Here is a 16,582-nt window from a genome sequence, read left to right as displayed (position 1 = left end):
GACGCAACAAAGTGTCCACTTCGGACGCAAGTTGCGCAATATTCGTAAAATGGCGTGACTGCAAGGAGAGTAAGATGTCGGGCTCGTATGACGATCGTGACGGCAAGATCTGGATGGATGGACAGCTTGTGGAGTGGCGCGACGCCAATGTCCACATCCTGACTCACGCGCTGCATTACGCGTCCTCCGTCTTCGAAGGCGAGCGTTGTTACAACGGCAAGATTTTCAAAGGCGAAGAGCATTCCGCCCGCCTGCGCAAATCGGCGCAACTGCTCGACATGGAAATCCCCTATTCGGTCGAGGAGATCGAAAAGGCCAAATACGACATGCTCAAGGCCAATGGCTGGACCGATGCCTATGTGCGTGCGGTGGCATGGCGCGGCGCGGGCGAGGATATGGGCGTCTCGGCGCGCAAGAACCCCGTGCGTCTGGCCGTCGCTGGCTGGGAATGGGGCAACTACTACGGCGATGCGAAGATGCAGGGCGCCAAGCTCGACATCGCGAAATGGCGTCGTCCCGATCCGCGCACCATTCCCGCCGAGGCGAAGGCCGCCGGTCTCTACATGATCTGCACCATGTCCAAGCACGCCGCCGAAGATCGCGGCTATTCGGACGCGCTGTTCATGGATTGGCGCGGCTACGTGGCCGAGGCGACCGGTGCGAACATCTTCTTCGTGAAGGATGGTGAGGTTCACACGCCCAAGGCCGACGTGTTCCTCAACGGGATCACCCGTCAGACCGTGATCGGCCTGCTGAAAGAAAAGGGCATCACCGTCCACGAGCGCCTGATCGAGCCGACCGAACTGGCCGAGTTCGAACAGTGCTGGCTCACCGGCACCGCAGCCGAGGTGACGCCGGTCAGCCAGATCCGCGACTTCAACTTCGAGGTCGGCGCGCTGACCCGCGACATCGCCGAGACCTACGAGAAACTCGTGCGCGCCTGATCCGCGCATCGGTCGAGAAAACAGAAGGGCGTGCCCCCGGCACGCCCTTTCGCGTTTTCACAGCTATTGAGAGCCGATCAGGTCGTCAGGTGGCTTCAGCCCGCTCGATCCGCAGGAACTGTTTCATCCGCGCGCCGTGGTCGGGCCGCCCGCGTTTGCTGAGCTCCTTGATCACCGGGTGGATGCCTTCGCGCCGTTGCAATTCGAGAAACCGCTTCACGCGCGGCCCCTCTGCCTTGAGTTCGGCGCGGTCGATGATGTGACGGGACATATCTTCCTCCTCTCGTCATCGCCTCTGATAGCGGGACTATAGCACGATTCGACCGAGTCGTGACGCAGGGGCAGGCAGGTTTATTGTCGCAGGCGGATCGGCGCTCAGCCTTGGGGGGGACCGGCCTTGCGTGCGCGTTTGCGCTCCAGTCCCAGCTGGTGTTCGCGCAAAATGATCGCGATGCCCGCGACGATGATCAGCGCCGCACCCGCGAGCGTCGCATGGGTCGGAACTTCGGCAAAGACGAAATAACCGATCAGGAGCGCCATGAGCATCGAGGCATAGTCGAAAGGTGCTATCAGCGAGGCGTCGGCGAAGCGATAGGCTGAGGTGATCATGATCTGGCCAGTGCCGCCGATGAGCCCGGCGAGGATCAACAGCGTCGCCTCCCACACTGTCGGCACGACCCAGCCGAAGGGCAGAGACAGGAGTGAAAGCACAGTGGCGGTGCAAGAGAACCAGAAGACGATGGCGGAGGTGCGCTCCGATCCGACCATGCGGCGGATCTGAATTTGCGCGAGCGCGGCGCAGGTAGCCCCCGCGAGTGCCAACCCCGCGCCAAGTGCCTCCGCGCCGCCTTCCGGCCCGCTACCGCCAAGCTTCGGCCAGAGCACGATCAGAACGCCGACCATCCCGAGCCCCACGGCGGAGAACCGGAACACCCGCACCGTCTCGCCCAGCAGGAGCGCCGCGAAGACGACCGTCAGAAGGGGCGCCGCATAGCCCAGAGCGGTCGCCTCGGGCAGCGGCAGGAAGGCGAGCGCTGCGAAACTCAGCGCCATCGCGGTGGTTCCCACGACGCCGCGCATGACGTGGTTGATCGGTTTTTCCACCCGCAACCCGCCCTGCAATTCACCGCGCCACAGCAACCAGAGCAGGATCGGCACGATGCCGAAGAAAGACCGGAAGAACACCGCCTCGCCCGGCGGCACCCGGTCGGAGACCGATTTGATCAGCGCCTGCATGATGACGAAACCGGTGACGGTGCCGAGCTTCAGCGCGATTCCAAGGAGCGGGCGAGGGGTCTGGGTGGTAACCGGTGTCATGACCGCGATCAGATAGGCCGTGAGCGGGGCGCGGCAATCGCTTTCATCGCGATACCTGCGCAAGCCGGTCGAGCGCCCATCGCGCAGCCTCGGCCACCACTGGATCGGGATCGTTCAGATGCGGGCGCGCGGCCTCGGCCAAACCCGGATCGCCAGAGTTTCCAATCGCATAAAGCACATTGCGCAGGAAGCGGTCGCGGCCGATCCGCTTGATCGGCGAGCCCGAGAACCGCGCCCGGAATCCGGCATCGTCGAGTGCGGCCAATTCCGCCAGAGGCGGCGCGCCGACGCCGCCGTGATAGCGCGCCTCCTGCGCCTCTGCGGCGAACTTGTTCCACGGGCAGACGGCCAGACAATCGTCGCAGCCATAGATTCGGTTGCCCATCTTGGCGCGCAGCTCCTCGTCGATCGGCCCCTTATGCTCGATCGTGAGATAAGAAATGCAGCGCCGCGCATCGAGGCGATAGGGCGCGGGAAAGGCCTCGGTCGGGCAGATGTCGAGGCAGGCCGTGCACGACCCGCAATGGCTGATCTCCGGCGCGTCGGGCGGCAGCTCCACCGTGGTGAAGATCGCGCCGAGGAAGAACCAGCTGCCCAGATCGCGCGCCAGAAGGTTCGTGTGCTTGCCCTGCCAGCCCAGACCCGAGGCCTCGCCCAAGGGCTTTTCCATCACCGGGGCGGTGTCGACGAAGACCTTGATCTCCTCACCTTCGGGCGCCTGATCGAGCAACCAGCGTCCGACGCGTTTGAGCCGCTTCTTCACCAGATCATGGTAGTCCTTGCCCTGCGCATAGGCCGAGATCACCCCGTGATCGCGCGCTTTCAGCAGGTCCAGCGGGTCGTATTCGGGCGTGTAGGTCTCGGCCAGCATCACGACCGAGCGCGCCTCGGACCACAGCGCTGTGGGATCGCCGCGCCAGCCCATGCGCTCCTCCATCCAGCCCATCTGGCCATGCATGCCCGCGCCCACGAAGGCGGCCAGCCGCTCGGCGGCCTGCGGGATCGCGTCAGGCGTGGTGATGCGCGCCTTCGAGAAACCCTCGGCAAGGGCCGTCTCGATCAACCGCGCTTTCAACTCCGCACTCATGGCTTCGCCTTGGTCCAAATATCCCGGGGGGCCGCGCCGCAGGCCGGCGGGGGCAGAGCCCCCTCGGCGCGTGACGAATGCGGCCCGATCGCACCGTCGCCGTATCCTTTCGAAGCCGGGCGGGCAAGACAAGGGGCGGGGCCGCGCGCGTCAGGTGGCGAAATGCGCCTCCGCGTAAGCCGCCACCGCGCGGGCTGCGTCGGCAAGCGGCGCGCTCAGCGCGACATATCCGTCGGGCCGCACCAGCACCGCCGCGCCGTCGCGGCCGAAGACTTGCGTGAATTCCTCCGCGTGATCGGGCGCAGGGCGCAGTTTCAGGCTTTTGGCAAAAGGGCTTTCCGGGGCGGGGCCATCCCCTGTGCAGAGCAGGACGAATTCCGACGGGTCGACCAATTCCTGCGCGTGGGCCGAATGCCATGCCCTATCGCGGGCCACCTCCAACGGCGGGTCGGGAAGGCGTGCGCCCGGTGCGATGGTGCCGCGCGCATGCGGGCCGTTGGTAAGCGGTCCGCCCCCATAACCGATCGCGATCTGGCCCATCCGGGCCGCGACTTTCTCCTGCACGAGGTCGCGGCTGCCGAGATAGGGGCTGATATGGTCGATCAGCATCCGGCGCACCGACGAGGTCGAAGCCATATTGGCGGTCAGCGCCTCGGTCCCGTGCAGCAGGTCACGGATCACCGGCAGGCGCTCGGCCTCGTAGCTGTCGAGCAGGTTTTCGGGCGCCGTGCCTTCGATCACCCGCGCGAGCTTCCAGCCAAGGTTCATCATGTCCTGCATGCCCGTATTCATCCCCTGACCGCCCGCGGGCGAGTGGATATGCGCCGCATCGCCGCCCAGCAGGAAGCGCCCCACGCGCAGCGTCCCGACCATCCGGCTGTTGATCGCGAAGCGCGAAGACCACGTCAGGTCATGCAGCGTCGCAGGCAGATGGGCGCGGGCGTCGAAGACCTGCTGCAGCGTTTCAAGGTCGGGCTGTTCGCTGTCCGCAACATCCGAGGCGATCAGACGGAAACGTCTGCCACCTAAGGGGAACATGCCCAGAAAGCCCTCGCCGGAGGAAAAGATATGCAGTTCCTCGGGGGCCATCGCGCCGCTGACCATCTGGTCGCCGAGTACGAAACCCTGACCCACGGATTTTCCCTCGAAGGGCAGATTGAGCGTGCGGCGGATCAGGCTATGCGCCCCGCCGCTGGCGATCACCCAATCGGGGCGCAGCTCTTCGAGCGTGCCGCCGGGGCCGCGCAGCACCGCTATGGGGCCCGCCTGCGCATCATGGCCCTCGCGGGCGATCGCGACGAGTTCGGTGTTCCACTCCGTCTCGACGCCAAGGGCCGCGCAGGCCTCGCGCAGCACGGTCTCGGTTTCGACCTGTGAGACGAAGAGGATATAGGGGAAGCGGCTCTCGAGATGGGCGAAGTCGAGCCGGAAGAGCGGGGCGCCCTCACCATAGAACTGTGCGATCCGGGTCTGCACGCCGCGCGCCACAAGGGTGTCCGCCAGACCGCGCTGCGCCAGCATCTCCAGCGTGCGGGCCTGAACCGCGATCGCGCGCGAGGTGGTGGCGGGGCTTGCGGATTTCTCGATCAGACGGACGGGCACGCCCTGGCGGGCCAGTTCGTAAGCGGCGGTGAGACCGGTCGGGCCGGCCCCCACGATCAGCACAGGGTGGGGCATGGCAGTCCTCGCTTTGCCGTCCGGGCCAAGCTCTGGATCGGCTTGGGCCTGTCCCTGAGGTAGCGAAGCGAGTGATTAAATCAATTGTTTGAATTTCGTGAGGCGCGCACCTTTGCGTGAGCCAGCACCGTGCCGCGCAAAATGACTGCGCCGCCCGAGATGGTCGGACGGCGCAGTGAAAGTATGGCGATGTTGGGTAGGACGCGCGCGGCGCTTAGAAATCCAGCTCCGCATATTGCGACGCGGGCGGCATGCCGGGCAGCTGATCGGCCAGAAGCGAGCGGAAGGCAGGGCGCGACTTGATCTTCGCATACCAGTCCTTCACGGCCTCCTGCCGGTTCCAGTCGACGTCGGAGATGTAATCGAGGCAGCTCAGATGCGCGGCGGCCGAGAAATCCGCGAGCGTCATCACGTCGCCCGCAAGCCAGCGGCGCTGCTCCAGCAGCCAGCCCATGTAATCGAGGTGATACTTGATCGCCGTAAGGCCCGCCTTCACCGTCTTGCTGTCCGGATAGCCTTCCTTGCGGACCTTCTTCCAGACCCGCTCGCCCATGATCCGCGCGGTGACCTCGGCGTTGAACTTGTCGTCGAACCACGCACACAGGCGGCGCACCTCGTAGCGCGCGGCCGGATCGCGCGGCATCAGCGGCGCGTCGGTATGGGTCTCATCGATATATTCGCAGATCGCCTGACTCTCGGCCATCATCATGCCGTCCATCTTGAGAACCGGAACCTTGCCCGCGGGGTTGCGGCGCAGGAAATCGGGCTGCTGTTCCCAGTAGCGTTCCTCGACGAGTTCGACCTCGAGTTTCTTCTCGGCCAGCGTGAGGCGGACCTTGCGGCAGAAAGGGGAGAGGGCGACATGGTAGAGGCGGATCATCGGGGCGACGCTCGCAATTCTCGTTGGGGGATTTGGAGAACTGATAACGGCGGGCGCGGGCGGGTTCAATGGCGACAATCCCGCCGATGGCGCTCCCTTGCCGGAAGGTGATCGGGACGGCACAGGTTGGATGCCTCCGGCGGGGATATTTTTGCCAAGCCGAAGGGGCGCCGGGATTAGGCTTTCGGTTTGGGTTTGCGCTTTGGTTTGGGGGCGGGCAGGGCGGCCTCGATCACGCTCAGAAGGCCCGCGAGCCACTCCGTGTCTTCCCAGAGGTCCGGGTCGATCTGCCAGTGATCCTTGGCGCGCGGATAGGGTTTGCCTGCGACGGGCGCGTGGCCGCTGTCTTCAAGGTAGCGCGTGGCCTCGGGCAATTGGCGCACGAACAGCGTGTCATCGCACAGAAGAGCCACCGTCTTGCCACCCATATAGACCGCGTATTCGCCGAACATCGGCCGGGTCGCGATCCGGTCTCCGAGACAGTCGCGCAGCAGCGCCTCCGTCTCGGGCCGGGTGCCCATCAGAAACTTTTGCGCGCGCGCAGCGCCGCCTGAATCGTGCCGTCGTCGAGATAATCCAGTTCGCCGCCGATCGGCACGCCCTGCGCGAGGCTGGTGACCGCGATGCCGCGCCCTTCGAGTGCCTCGGCGATGTAATGCGCGGTGGTCTGGCCCTCGACGGTGGCGTTGAGGGCGAGGATCACCTCGGTGATGCCTTCCTCGGTGGCGCGTTCGAGCAGGTCGGGGATGCGCAGGTCTTCGGGGCCGATCGCATCGAGCGCAGACAGCGTGCCGCCAAGGACGTGGTAGCGGCCCTTGAAGGCGTGGCCGCGCTCCATCGCCCAGAGGTCGGCGACATCCTCGATCACGCAGATCTCGCCGGTGGCGCGTTTGGGGTCTTCGCAGATGTCGCAGATCGGCGCGGTGGAGATATTGCCGCAGCGTTGGCATTCGCGCGCGGTGCGGGCCACTTGCGCCATCGCCTCGGCCAAGGGGCCCATCAGCTGTGCGCGTTTCGAGATCAGATGCAGCACCGCGCGCCGGGCGGAGCGGGGGCCAAGCCCCGGCAGCCGCGCCATCAGGGCGATCAGCGCCTCTATCTCGTCGCGCGCGCCGCTCATCGGATCAGACCGGCAGGTCCATGTTCTCGGGCAGACCGAGTTCGCGCAGAAGGCGTTTCTGTTCTTCCTGTTCGCGGAACTTGGCCTTTTCCTGCGTGTCCTTGATCGCGGCGAGGATCAGGTCTTCGACGACTTCCTTCTCGGAGGCCTGCAGGATCGAGGGATCGATGGAGAGCCCGGTCAATTCGCCTTTCGCGGTGGCGCGGGCCTGCACGAGACCGGCCCCGGCCTCGCCGGTGACCACGATGGATTTGAGCTCTTCCTGGAGCTCGCCCATCTTCTCCTGCATTTCCTTGGCGGCCTTCATCATCTTGGCCATGTCGCCCATGGCGCCCAATCCCTTGAACATCGCTTTCTCCGTCACGTTTGGCTTGAGTGAGAGATACGCATCGCTGCGCTAAGGGACAAGGGACAAGGCGGGAAAACGGCGCGGCAGGGCGGCGCGTGCGGATTGCGCGGGGCCGCCCTTGGCGTGGCTCAGCCTTCCTCGAAGGGGTCCCATTCGTCTTCGACCTCGGCCAGGGCCTCGGCCTCGATCGCGGCGGTGTCTTCCTCGGGCAGGATTTCGATCTTCGCGCCGGGGAAGCGGGCGAAGATCTCCGCCACCAGCGGGTTCTTCATCGCCTCGGCTTCGGCCTTCGCCATTTCCTCGGCCTTCACCTCGGCAATCGTGGGCGCGCCGCCTTCGGAGACGACCGAGACGCCCCAGCGCGCGCCGGTCCAGCCTTGCAGCCGGGCCGAAAGCGTCGCCGCAAGATCGCGCGAGGCCTGCGGGGTCGGTTCGAACTCGATCCGGCCGGGGCGGTAATTCACCAGGCGCAGGTTGCTCTCGACCTCCAGCAGCAGGGTCATGTCGCGCATCCGGGCGATCAGGTCGACCACGTCGTCGAAGCTCGCGAAACGGGCGAGCGCGTCGGCCATCGGATCGTGCTGTTGCGCAGGGGCCGCCGCGGCGACAGCCCCGCCACCGGCACGTCGGGCGCGCAGCGTCGCGCCATGGACCGGCCCGGTCGAGGGTGCGGGGCCCCGGCCTGCGGCTTGCGTGTTCGTGTTGCCCTGCTGGATCTTCTTGATCAGCGTCTCCGGGTCGGGCAGGTCGGCCACATGGGTCATGCGGATCACGGCCATCTCGGTCGCCATCATCGCGTTGGGCGCGCTCGCGACTTCTTCGAGCGCTTTGAGCAGCATCTGCCAGAGCCGCGAGAGCACCCGCATCGGCAAAGCGGCTGCCATTTCCTGACCGCGATTGCGTTCCTCGGGCGGAACGGTCGGGTCTTCGGCGGCCTCGGGCGTGACCTTGATGACGGAGACCCAATGCGTGATCTCGGCCAGATCACGCATGATCGCCATCGGATCGGCGCCATCGGCATATTGTGCGGCAAGTTCGGTCAATGCCTCTGCCGCCTGACCGTGCAGGATCATGTCGAAGAGATCGAGGACGCGGGCGCGGTCGGCCAGACCCAGCATCGCGCGGACCTGTTCGGCGGTGGTCTCGCCTGCGCCATGCGCGATTGCCTGATCGAGCAGCGAAGTCGCATCGCGGGCGGACCCTTCGGCGGCGCGGGTGATCAGTGCGAGCGCGTCATCGGCGATCTCTGCGCCTTCCGCATCGGCGATCCGGCGCAGCAGCGCGATCATCTCCTCGGGCTCGATCCGGCGCAGATCGAAGCGCTGGCAGCGCGAGAGCACGGTGACGGGCACCTTGCGGATCTCGGTGGTGGCGAAGATGAACTTCACATGGGCGGGCGGTTCCTCGAGCGTCTTTAGGAGCGCGTTGAACGCGCTCGTGGACAGCATGTGAACCTCATCGATGATGTAGACTTTGTAGCGCGCCGAGGCGGCCCGGTAATGCACGCTCTCGATGATCTCGCGGATATCGCCCACACCGGTGCGCGAGGCGGCGTCCATCTCCATCACGTCGACATGGCGGCCTTCCATGATCGCGCGGCAATGCTCGCACTCGCCACACGGGTCGGTTGTGGGCGTGCCGTTGCCGTCGGGGCCGATGCAGTTGAGCCCCTTGGCGATGATCCGCGCCGTGGTGGTTTTCCCGGTGCCGCGAATCCCCGTCATGATGAAAGCCTGCGCGATCCGGTCGGCCGCGAAGGCGTTCTTCAGCGTGCGCACCATTGGCGCCTGTCCGATCAGGTCGGCAAAGGTCTCGGGACGGTACTTGCGGGCGAGAACCTGATATTGGGTGTCGGTCATCGAAGCTCCGGTGTCATAGGCAGCCGTCAGACTAGGCCCCCGGGGCGTCGGCGTCCACCCGGCTCATTCCCATTCCATCTGGCTGAACACCGCCTGCGCGTTGCGTTTGGCGAGCGTGTCGAAATCTTCGAGATATTCGAACTGCGACTGATCGACATTGACCGAGCCGATGATGTCGCCGCCCTCGTCGATATAATCGGCCATCTGGGAGCGCAGATTGGTCAGGTAATCATAGGTGTCCTTCGTCGCAGTCGCGAGATCGGTGGCGGGGCCGTGGCCCGGAACGACATGAGCGGGCTCATAGGCGGCCATCGCCTCGAAGGCCTCGACCCAGCCGATCGACGAGGACATGTCGAGCACGCCGAGGATGCGGCCCACGAAAACGATATCGCCGGTGAACATCACCTTCTCCGCGGGCAGCCAGACGAAGCTGTCGCCGGGCGTATGGGCGGGGCCGGGATGGGTGATCTCGATCTCGCGCCCGCCGAGGGTGAGCGTGTAGCTCTCGTCGAAGGTCGTATCGGCATAGACGGGTTCGGTGCCCGCGAGCGCCTCATTGCCCACCAGCGCGTCGAGCATCGTCAGTTCCAGCGAGGCGCGGGCCTTCTGGTCGGCGAGCGCGTCTTCCGAGGTGATGATCTCGGCGCCATGCTCTTTCCAGTAGCCATTGCCGAGCCAGCGGTGATCCTGCCCGCCGGTGTCGATCACGTATTTCACCGGCTGATCGGTCAGCGTGCCGATCACTTCGTCGAGCGCCGCCGCCCCCTTATAGGTGCCGCCCGCATCGACCAGCACCGCGCCTTCATCCGTGACGATCAGCCCGAAGGTCGCGTTATTGCCGAGGTTCTCGGCATCGCGCTGCCCGAAGGGGCCTTCGATCGCGTAGGTGTTCGGTGCGACTTCGACGGTTTTGAGCGTGCCCGCGAAGAGCGGCACAGGCAGAATGGCCAGAGCGGCCAGAGCGAAACGAAACATGGTGAAACCTCCCCTTTGACGGGAAGTTTAGCTTTGCGACGTCATTGCACAATCGGGCATGGTGACGCGGCGGCACAGCAAAGGGAGCTTGTAGGGGGGTAGGGTGAGAGGCTGGACAGCGACCCAAGCGGGGCTCGTTGCGGCTGCTTCCTTCCGGACCTGACCGGGTTGGCGAGGCGCTCGCCCGCGCCAACCTCTCGAGGGGCGATATAGGAAACCCGGATCAGATTCGCAAGCGTTGTGCGGGAAGAGTTCGGGGGAGAGGGGGCGCTGCCCCCTCGGCGCGTCCGCGCCTCACCCCCGGGATATTTCAGCCAAGCCGAAAATGGGCCGATTTGCGCGGCTGGGACTTACTCAGGCTGGAAGCCGTGGATCAGCTGGCGCAGGCCGATCAGCCCGCCGATCACGATCGAGGCGAGCGTGACCGGTGCGGAGAAGGAGAGCACGGCCATCGCGCTCACCCCCTGGCCGATCGAGCAGCCGACCGCGATCGTGCCGCCGATCCCCATCAGGGCCGCGCCGCTGACCTGACGGCCCAGTTCGCGCGGATCTTCGCAGGCTTCCCATTTGAAGAGGCCGCGAATGGCCGAGCCAAGGAAGGCCCCGCCCAGCACGCCTGCGACGAGACCCACGGAGAAGGTGAGCCCGCCCGCCGTGGAGGTCATGAAATAGAGGATCGTGCGCCCGAGCGGGGCGGTGAAGGACGGCGCCTCGACGCCGGTCGCGCCCATGCTCTGGTTGAAGAGATAGGAGGTGCCGACGTAACACCAGACCACTGCGAGACCCGCGGCCACGCCCCAGGCGAGGCGGCGTTTGTCGGCGCGCAGCGGCTGATAGCTCAGCGCCCAGGCAAGGAAGCCGGCGGCGACGGGCAGGGCGAAGACCAAGGGCGGAAGCCCGGTCCGCGCCGAGAGCCAATGCGCGATGCCTTGCGGGGTGTCGGCGGCCTGCTGGTCAAAGATCAGAAGGCGCAGATGGGCGAGGGGGCCGGACAGCGTCACGAAGGCGAAGATGCCCATCACCACGACCACGACCATCGCGCGCAGATCGCCGCCGCCGAAACGCACCAGCGCACCGAAGCCGCAATTGCCGGCGAGTGCCATGCCGTAGCCGAAGACGAGCCCGCCCACGATCGAGGCGAGCGGCGACCATTTGATCGTGTGATAGAAGCTGCGGGTGATGTCGGCATAGCCCAGGGCCTCGGCCACGAAGGCGCCGGTGATCGCCACGCCCAGCACGATCCCCCAGAGGCGCAGGCGCCTCTGGTCGTCGCCATAGGCCGCGCTTTCCAGCGCGCCGAGGGTGCAGAAATCGCCCAGGCGCGCAGCGAGGCCGAGAATGATGCCGCCGATCGCCCCGACCATGGCTGCCAAGGCACCCATCGGAATCTGTTCCATTGCCCTTCTCCCTCCCGGAACACCCAGTGTCCGGTCTCATGGCTCACCGGCGTCAGTCGGTGGCGCAGAACATGTCGTAAATCGTCTCGACGAGGCGACGCGCACGCGGATCCGAGAGCGTGTAGTAGATCGCCTTGCCTTCGCGGCGTGCGCTGACGAGCCCCTCGAGACGCAGCCGTGCCAATTGCTGGCTCACTGCGGCCTGGCGCGATTCCAGCAGGTTTTCCAGCTCGGTCACCGATTTCTCGCCCGAACTCAGATGGCACAGAATCATCAGCCGCCCCTCATGGGCGAGCGCCTTCATGAGGTTGGAGGCGTCTTGCGCGCGATCGAGTAGCTCTTCTGCATCCATGCGGGAACATCTCGACTCGGCCGTGGCAGAGGCAAGCTTTTCGGCATGACCGTCAGGCACCAGATGCCGCACCGCATCGTCCTTCCTTGGAAGCCGCACAGAGTGCGACCGTATTGATCGAATGACTCAGGCTTTAGCATGTCGATTCGCTGGAACAAAGCCCGAGAGCGCAAAAACCCGCCAAAAGCGGGACAAAAGCGCGCAGGTCAAACCTCAGTTCGATGGGGTCTGATACGTCGCGCCATTCTTTTTCAGGGCCTGATCGAGCAGGCCCCAGAAGAAATCTTCGCTCGCATAGCCTTCGATGCGGGCGACTTCGACCCCGTCCTGCAGCAGAATGAAGGTCGGTGTGAAAAGCGGTTTGCCCCCGGTGATCGTGATGTCATCGGGGAAGGGTTTGTGCAGATCGACTCGCTGCAGAGGGGCCGTCTTGCCCTCGGGAGTCTTCGGATAGATCGGCGCGAGGTCGTTGTTCCACATCCGGCAATAGATGCAGCCAACCTGCTCCACCATCAACAGCCGGAATTCGCTGTCGGCTATCGCCTCGCCGGTCTCGGCCTCCGATGTGGCGGCGACCGTCGTGTCGACGGTTTGCGCTGCGGTCTCGGCGCGCGCGACATCGCCCGTCGCGCTCAGCGTGACCGCCAGCGCCGCGGTTATGGAAATCGTATGCCACACAATGCGGAACATTGACGGACCCCTTTTTACATATAAAGATCGTAATGTGTTTGACGGGCCCCTTCAAGGACGGTTGGGAGACCGAGGCCATATAGGCTAGGGCGCGTCACGAGGGAGGAAACAGTGCCGATCGATATTACCTATGGCGGGGCGTTTTTTGCTGGCCTGCTGTCTTTTCTGACGCCGTGCATCCTGCCTATGGTGCCGTTCTACCTGTCCTATATGGCCGGGCTGTCGATGTCCGAGCTGCGTGGCGACGGCAAGATCGCGCCGGGCGCGCAGGCGCGCATGGTGGCCTCTTCGGTGGCCTTCGCACTGGGCGTTACCACGATCTTCGTGCTGATGGGGATGGGGGCGACCGCGCTGGGGGCTGCGTTCCGCGAATGGATGGGGCCGCTGAGCTGGGTGGCCGCGGCGATCCTGCTGGTCTTCGGTCTGCATTTCCTCGGCGTGATCCGCATTCCGTTCCTCTATCGCGAGGCGCGGATGGAGGCGAAGACCGATCCTACGACCTTCCTCGGTGCCTATGTGATGGGGCTTGCCTTCGGCTTCGGCTGGACGCCCTGTGTCGGCCCCGCGCTTGCCGCTATCCTGATGGTGGCGTCGGGCATGGGCGATATCTCCAAGGGCGGGTTGCTACTCTTTGCCTATGGAATCGGGATGACCTTGCCTTTCATCATCGCGGCCTTCTTCACGCGGCCCTTCCTCGCCTTCATGGCGAAGCACCGCGCGAAGCTCGGCTATGTCGAAAAGGCGATGGGGGTTATGCTGATCCTGTTCGCGGTTCTCATCGTGACCGGGGGGCTGCGCTACATTGGTGAGTTTCTGATCGACGTCATGCCGAGTGGGAGTCTCGGCTGACCGTCTGTTTCTAGGGAGGACGATCATGCGTCATTTTCTGACTGCCGCTTTCACCGCCGCGATGCTGGCCCTGCCGGTCCATGCGGCCGAGCTGGGCGATGACGGGCTGCACAAGGAGCCGTGGTTCCACGACACGTTCAAGGACATGTCGGACGATCTTGCGACTGCCAATGACGAGGGCAAGCGCTTCATGGTCATCTGGGAGCAGCGCGGCTGCATCTACTGCAAGAAGATGCACGAAGAGGTCTTCTCCGACCCCGATATCGCGAAATACATCACCGACAATTACTACGTCGTGCAGATGAACCTCTTCGGCGATGTCGAAGTGACCGATTTCGACGGCGAGGCTTTGCCCGAAAAAGAGATGGCGATGAAGTGGGGCGTGATGTTCACGCCGACCATGATGTTCTTCCCCGAAGAGGCCTCCGATCAGCCCGCCAACAAGCAGGCTGTGGCGCAGATGCCGGGGGCTTTCGGCAAGGGCACGACGATGGCGTTGCTCGAGTGGGTAAAGACTCACGGCTATGAGAGCGGGCAGAACTTTCAGAAGTACGTTGCCGAGAAAGTTATGGCGAAGTGAGCGCTCTCTTGGCGATTCTGACAGAGTCGTGATCGCTTGCTTGCCAGTGCAGCATTCGTGCTGCACCCGCGAATGCTTCTGATTTTGCTAAAAAAATATTGGGTATACGGCTGTATGCTTCGATATATCCGAGTGAACATATTGGAAAATATGCGGTTTTTTGAATTTATCCATTGCACCACTGTAGCGCGCTCGCTTAAAAGTGAGTCAGGGAGAGAATTTGGGAGGACTTCTATGAAACGCCACGTTGCGTGGGCCGCAATGGCCGTCACCTTCGCAGCCAGCGCCGCGATCGCAGAAACCGCGCCGATGGATGTCAAATTCACCGATGTGGGCGCGGTGGCCGAGTCGCTGACCGGCCAGCCGGGCGATGCAGCTAAAGGCGCAGAAGTCGCGGCGACCAAGTCGCTGGGCAACTGCGTGGCCTGCCATAAGGTCTCGGCGCTCGACGCGTCGTTCCAAGGCAATGTCGGCCCGGAGCTGAACGGCGCCGCCGACCGCTGGGACGAGTCGCAGCTGCGCGGCATCGTCGTCGATGCCAAGCACACGTTCGAAGGCACGGTAATGCCGGCAATGTATAAAACCGGTCCCTTCATTCGCCCCGGCGACGGGTACACCGGCAAGGCTGCGCCTGCCGATCTGCCGCCGATTTTGAATGCACAACAGGTTGAGGATGTGGTCGCTTTCTTGATGACCCTCAAGGAAGAGTGACCCTCTGAACGACAAACCCGAGAGGAGAAGATACAACATGACCATGACCAGACGTGACGCGCTGGCGCTGGCGATGGGCGGCGTTGCCGCTTCCATGCTGCCGCTGCCCGCGCTGGCCGATGCCGGTGCCGACGCCATCGCCAAGTTCACCGGCGGCGCCGATGCCGCAATGGGTGACGGCGTCACCCTGACCGCGCCGGAAATCGCCGAGAACGGGAACACCGTTCCGATCTCCGTGGATGCGCCCGGCGCAACCGAGATCGCGGTCTTCGCGACCGGCAACCCGACGCCCGACGTCGTGACCTTCAAGTTCGGTCCGTTGGCTGGCTCGCAGATGGCTTCGACCCGCATTCGCCTCTCGAAGACCCAGGACGTGATCGCTGTCGCCAAGATGGCTGACGGTAGCTTCGTCCAGGCGAAATCGACCGTGAAGGTCACCATCGGCGGCTGCGGCGGCTAAATTCGGTATCTGAGGAGACAAGACCATGAAAGGCGTGAGACCCCGCGTAAAAGTGCCGAAAAAAGCTTCGGCCGGTGACACGATCACCATCAAAACCCTGATCTCGCACCCGATGGAATCGGGTCAGCGCAAGGATAAAGACGGCAACGTCATCCCGCGCGAGATCATCAATCGCTTCACCTGCGACTTCAACGGTGAGAACGTCGTCGACGTGACCCTCGAGCCGGCGATCTCGACGAACCCCTACATCGAATTCGAGGCGAAAGTCCCGGAATCGGGTGAGTTCAAGTTCACCTGGTACGATGATGACGGCTCGACCTACGAAGACAGCCAGAAGATCGAAGTGAGCTGATCGGCCGAATGGCTAGCGGCGCGTGAGGGAGCGCGCCGCCTCACCAAGAACAGAGAACCGCGCCTGTTTGGGGAGATCGATGGGCGCGGGGCACACCCAGGGAGGACACAGAATATGACGTTGCGCACCAGCCGCACCATCCTAGCCGCCACTGCAGCCTTCGCGCTCAGCACCGCGGCGCTGCACGCCGAAATGGCTGACGACGAACTCGTCATCAACGGCGACACCCCGATCACGGTGAAGGCGCCCGCCGCCGATCACCTCGAAGGGCACCTCGACGAGGTCTATTCCGGCTGGCTCTTCCGCACGGACGAGACCCGCGCGATGGAACAGGACGACTTCGATAACCCGATCATGATCTTTGCCGAGCAAGGCCAGGAAACCTGGTCGACCGCTGACGGCTCCGAGGGCAAGTCCTGCGCGGATTGCCACGGCGACATCAGCGAAGGCATGAAAGGCGTCCGCGCCTCGATGCCGAAGGTGAACGAAGCCGGCAAGCTGTGGTCGATGGAAGATTACATCAACGATTGCCGCACCAACCGCATGGGCGCCGAAGCCTGGGGCTGGGACAGCACTCCGATGCATAACATGACCACCGCAATCGCGGTCGAGTCGCGTGGCATGCCCGTCAGCGTCAAGATCGACGGCGACGCTCAGCCTTTCTGGGAGAAGGGCAAGGAGATGTACTACACCCGCTACGGTCAGCTCGAGCTGTCCTGCGCGTCGTGCCACGAAGAGAACTACGGCAACTACATCCGCGCTGACCACCTCAGCCAGGGCCAGATTCAGGGCTTCCCGGTCTACCGTCTGAAGAACGCGGGCGTGGTTTCGATCCACAACCGCTTCAAGGGCTGCATCCGCGACACGCGCGCGGAAACCTACAGCCCCGGTTCGGACGAGTTCCGCAATCTTGAGCTCTACGTCGCCTCGCGCGGTCTGGGTCTCGACATCGAGGGCGGCGGCGTCCGTCCCTAACGACTGAT

At 64.3% G+C, this 16,582-nt stretch carries 20 protein-coding genes and 1 other RNA gene; 7 read left to right on the top strand and 14 right to left on the bottom strand.

All coding sequences use genetic code 11. From position 1 onward, the window contains the following. Positions 1 to 74: 74 nt before the first annotated feature. Positions 75 to 944, top strand: a complete 870-nt coding sequence (locus tag BMI88_RS08625; protein ID WP_078547823.1) for a branched-chain amino acid aminotransferase — start codon at positions 75 to 77, stop codon at positions 942 to 944. Positions 945 to 1,029: 85 nt separating this feature from the next. Here BMI88_RS08625 and BMI88_RS08620 read toward each other — a convergent pair whose 3' ends face one another. The 14 genes from BMI88_RS08620 to BMI88_RS19865 form a co-directional block, all read right to left on the bottom strand. After that, entirely contained in the window at positions 1,030 to 1,215 is a 186-nt protein-coding gene (locus tag BMI88_RS08620; RefSeq protein ID WP_078520166.1) for a hypothetical protein, read from the bottom strand. 104 nt (positions 1,216 to 1,319) lie between these two features. Further along, on the bottom strand, positions 1,320 to 2,261 hold the full coding sequence (locus BMI88_RS08615; RefSeq protein ID WP_078549724.1) for a DMT family transporter: 942 nt from the start codon (positions 2,259 to 2,261) through the stop codon (positions 1,320 to 1,322). 43 nt (positions 2,262 to 2,304) lie between these two features. After that, entirely contained in the window at positions 2,305 to 3,348 is a 1,044-nt protein-coding gene (gene queG, locus BMI88_RS08610) for a tRNA epoxyqueuosine(34) reductase QueG (protein ID WP_078547821.1), read from the bottom strand. Positions 3,349 to 3,498: 150 nt separating this feature from the next. After that, complete coding sequence (locus BMI88_RS08605) at positions 3,499 to 5,025, bottom strand: FAD-dependent oxidoreductase (protein ID WP_078547819.1); 1,527 nt, start codon at positions 5,023 to 5,025, stop codon at positions 3,499 to 3,501. A 214-nt stretch (positions 5,026 to 5,239) separates the two neighbouring features. Continuing rightward, complete coding sequence (locus tag BMI88_RS08600) at positions 5,240 to 5,905, bottom strand: glutathione S-transferase family protein (protein ID WP_078542813.1); 666 nt, start codon at positions 5,903 to 5,905, stop codon at positions 5,240 to 5,242. Positions 5,906 to 6,081: 176 nt separating this feature from the next. Further along, complete coding sequence (locus tag BMI88_RS08595; protein WP_078547817.1) at positions 6,082 to 6,426, bottom strand: TfoX/Sxy family protein; 345 nt, start codon at positions 6,424 to 6,426, stop codon at positions 6,082 to 6,084. Beyond that, positions 6,426 to 7,025 (bottom strand): recombination mediator RecR, encoded by a 600-nt coding sequence (gene recR, locus BMI88_RS08590; RefSeq protein ID WP_078547815.1) that lies wholly within the window; start codon positions 7,023 to 7,025, stop codon positions 6,426 to 6,428. The genes BMI88_RS08595 and recR overlap by 1 nt, the downstream gene beginning before the upstream one ends. A gap of 4 nt (positions 7,026 to 7,029) precedes the next feature. Then, complete coding sequence (locus BMI88_RS08585; RefSeq protein ID WP_078520159.1) at positions 7,030 to 7,374, bottom strand: YbaB/EbfC family nucleoid-associated protein; 345 nt, start codon at positions 7,372 to 7,374, stop codon at positions 7,030 to 7,032. Between the two features lie 128 nt (positions 7,375 to 7,502). Further along, positions 7,503 to 9,263 (bottom strand): DNA polymerase III subunit gamma/tau, encoded by a 1,761-nt coding sequence (locus BMI88_RS08580; protein ID WP_348638896.1) that lies wholly within the window; start codon positions 9,261 to 9,263, stop codon positions 7,503 to 7,505. A gap of 33 nt (positions 9,264 to 9,296) precedes the next feature. Beyond that, the gene (locus tag BMI88_RS08575) at positions 9,297 to 10,208 is read right to left on the bottom strand and encodes an MBL fold metallo-hydrolase (protein WP_078547810.1); all 912 of its coding nucleotides are present in this window, start codon (positions 10,206 to 10,208) and stop codon (positions 9,297 to 9,299) included. Between the two features lie 102 nt (positions 10,209 to 10,310). Beyond that, an RNA gene (gene ffs, locus BMI88_RS08570) (signal recognition particle sRNA small type) lies at positions 10,311 to 10,407 on the bottom strand. Positions 10,408 to 10,558: 151 nt separating this feature from the next. Continuing rightward, on the bottom strand, positions 10,559 to 11,605 hold the full coding sequence (locus tag BMI88_RS08565; RefSeq protein ID WP_078520156.1) for a YeeE/YedE family protein: 1,047 nt from the start codon (positions 11,603 to 11,605) through the stop codon (positions 10,559 to 10,561). Between the two features lie 52 nt (positions 11,606 to 11,657). Beyond that, the gene (locus BMI88_RS08560) at positions 11,658 to 11,957 is read right to left on the bottom strand and encodes a metalloregulator ArsR/SmtB family transcription factor (protein ID WP_078520155.1); all 300 of its coding nucleotides are present in this window, start codon (positions 11,955 to 11,957) and stop codon (positions 11,658 to 11,660) included. A gap of 213 nt (positions 11,958 to 12,170) precedes the next feature. Next, positions 12,171 to 12,647, bottom strand: a complete 477-nt coding sequence (locus tag BMI88_RS19865) for a hypothetical protein (RefSeq protein WP_246831850.1) — start codon at positions 12,645 to 12,647, stop codon at positions 12,171 to 12,173. 111 nt (positions 12,648 to 12,758) lie between these two features. Between BMI88_RS19865 and BMI88_RS08550 the strand changes: the two genes are divergently transcribed. The 6 genes from BMI88_RS08550 (at position 12,759) to soxA (ending at position 16,574) form a co-directional block, all read left to right on the top strand. Then, positions 12,759 to 13,496 (top strand): cytochrome c biogenesis protein CcdA, encoded by a 738-nt coding sequence (locus BMI88_RS08550; RefSeq protein WP_232621622.1) that lies wholly within the window; start codon positions 12,759 to 12,761, stop codon positions 13,494 to 13,496. A gap of 25 nt (positions 13,497 to 13,521) precedes the next feature. Then, positions 13,522 to 14,076, top strand: coding sequence for a thioredoxin family protein (locus BMI88_RS08545; protein WP_078547808.1), 555 nt, complete (start codon positions 13,522 to 13,524; stop codon positions 14,074 to 14,076). A 234-nt stretch (positions 14,077 to 14,310) separates the two neighbouring features. Next, the gene (gene soxX, locus BMI88_RS08540; protein ID WP_078520153.1) at positions 14,311 to 14,787 is read left to right on the top strand and encodes a sulfur oxidation c-type cytochrome SoxX; all 477 of its coding nucleotides are present in this window, start codon (positions 14,311 to 14,313) and stop codon (positions 14,785 to 14,787) included. 37 nt (positions 14,788 to 14,824) lie between these two features. Beyond that, positions 14,825 to 15,247 carry a thiosulfate oxidation carrier protein SoxY gene (gene soxY, locus BMI88_RS08535; protein ID WP_078520152.1) on the top strand — a complete coding sequence of 141 codons (423 nt, stop codon included), beginning with the start codon at positions 14,825 to 14,827 and terminating at the stop codon, positions 15,245 to 15,247. Positions 15,248 to 15,272: 25 nt separating this feature from the next. Then, entirely contained in the window at positions 15,273 to 15,599 is a 327-nt protein-coding gene (gene soxZ / locus BMI88_RS08530) for a thiosulfate oxidation carrier complex protein SoxZ (protein ID WP_078520151.1), read from the top strand. 114 nt (positions 15,600 to 15,713) lie between these two features. Further along, the gene (gene soxA / locus BMI88_RS08525) at positions 15,714 to 16,574 is read left to right on the top strand and encodes a sulfur oxidation c-type cytochrome SoxA (protein ID WP_078520150.1); all 861 of its coding nucleotides are present in this window, start codon (positions 15,714 to 15,716) and stop codon (positions 16,572 to 16,574) included. Positions 16,575 to 16,582 lie beyond the last annotated feature (8 nt).

The organism is Thioclava sp. F36-6 (genome assembly GCF_002020305.1).
GTDB classification, from domain to species: Bacteria; Pseudomonadota; Alphaproteobacteria; order Rhodobacterales; family Rhodobacteraceae; genus Thioclava; species Thioclava sediminum.
This window is presented reverse-complemented; position numbering and strand designations above follow the sequence as displayed.

What these genes read in the sequence shown, in the direction of transcription:
- BMI88_RS08585 (WP_078520159.1), bottom strand. Translation starts at nt 7,374, where the DNA reads ATGTTCAAGGGATTGGGCGCCATGGGCGACATGGCCAAGATGATGAAG.
- BMI88_RS08620 (WP_078520166.1), bottom strand. Translation starts at nt 1,215, where the DNA reads ATGTCCCGTCACATCATCGACCGCGCCGAACTCAAGGCAGAGGGGCCG.
- recR (WP_078547815.1), bottom strand. Translation starts at nt 7,025, where the DNA reads ATGAGCGGCGCGCGCGACGAGATAGAGGCGCTGATCGCCCTGATGGCG.
- BMI88_RS08615 (WP_078549724.1), bottom strand. Translation starts at nt 2,261, where the DNA reads ATGACACCGGTTACCACCCAGACCCCTCGCCCGCTCCTTGGAATCGCG.
- queG (WP_078547821.1), bottom strand. Translation starts at nt 3,348, where the DNA reads ATGAGTGCGGAGTTGAAAGCGCGGTTGATCGAGACGGCCCTTGCCGAG.
- soxX (WP_078520153.1), top strand. Translation starts at nt 14,311, where the DNA reads ATGAAACGCCACGTTGCGTGGGCCGCAATGGCCGTCACCTTCGCAGCC.
- BMI88_RS08625 (WP_078547823.1), top strand. Translation starts at nt 75, where the DNA reads ATGTCGGGCTCGTATGACGATCGTGACGGCAAGATCTGGATGGATGGA.
- BMI88_RS08595 (WP_078547817.1), bottom strand. Translation starts at nt 6,426, where the DNA reads ATGGGCACCCGGCCCGAGACGGAGGCGCTGCTGCGCGACTGTCTCGGA.
- BMI88_RS19865 (WP_246831850.1), bottom strand. Translation starts at nt 12,647, where the DNA reads ATGTTCCGCATTGTGTGGCATACGATTTCCATAACCGCGGCGCTGGCG.
- soxY (WP_078520152.1), top strand. Translation starts at nt 14,825, where the DNA reads ATGACCATGACCAGACGTGACGCGCTGGCGCTGGCGATGGGCGGCGTT.
- BMI88_RS08565 (WP_078520156.1), bottom strand. Translation starts at nt 11,605, where the DNA reads ATGGAACAGATTCCGATGGGTGCCTTGGCAGCCATGGTCGGGGCGATC.
- BMI88_RS08545 (WP_078547808.1), top strand. Translation starts at nt 13,522, where the DNA reads ATGCGTCATTTTCTGACTGCCGCTTTCACCGCCGCGATGCTGGCCCTG.
- BMI88_RS08605 (WP_078547819.1), bottom strand. Translation starts at nt 5,025, where the DNA reads ATGCCCCACCCTGTGCTGATCGTGGGGGCCGGCCCGACCGGTCTCACC.
- soxA (WP_078520150.1), top strand. Translation starts at nt 15,714, where the DNA reads ATGACGTTGCGCACCAGCCGCACCATCCTAGCCGCCACTGCAGCCTTC.
- BMI88_RS08575 (WP_078547810.1), bottom strand. Translation starts at nt 10,208, where the DNA reads ATGTTTCGTTTCGCTCTGGCCGCTCTGGCCATTCTGCCTGTGCCGCTC.
- BMI88_RS08600 (WP_078542813.1), bottom strand. Translation starts at nt 5,905, where the DNA reads ATGATCCGCCTCTACCATGTCGCCCTCTCCCCTTTCTGCCGCAAGGTC.
- BMI88_RS08560 (WP_078520155.1), bottom strand. Translation starts at nt 11,957, where the DNA reads ATGGATGCAGAAGAGCTACTCGATCGCGCGCAAGACGCCTCCAACCTC.
- soxZ (WP_078520151.1), top strand. Translation starts at nt 15,273, where the DNA reads ATGAAAGGCGTGAGACCCCGCGTAAAAGTGCCGAAAAAAGCTTCGGCC.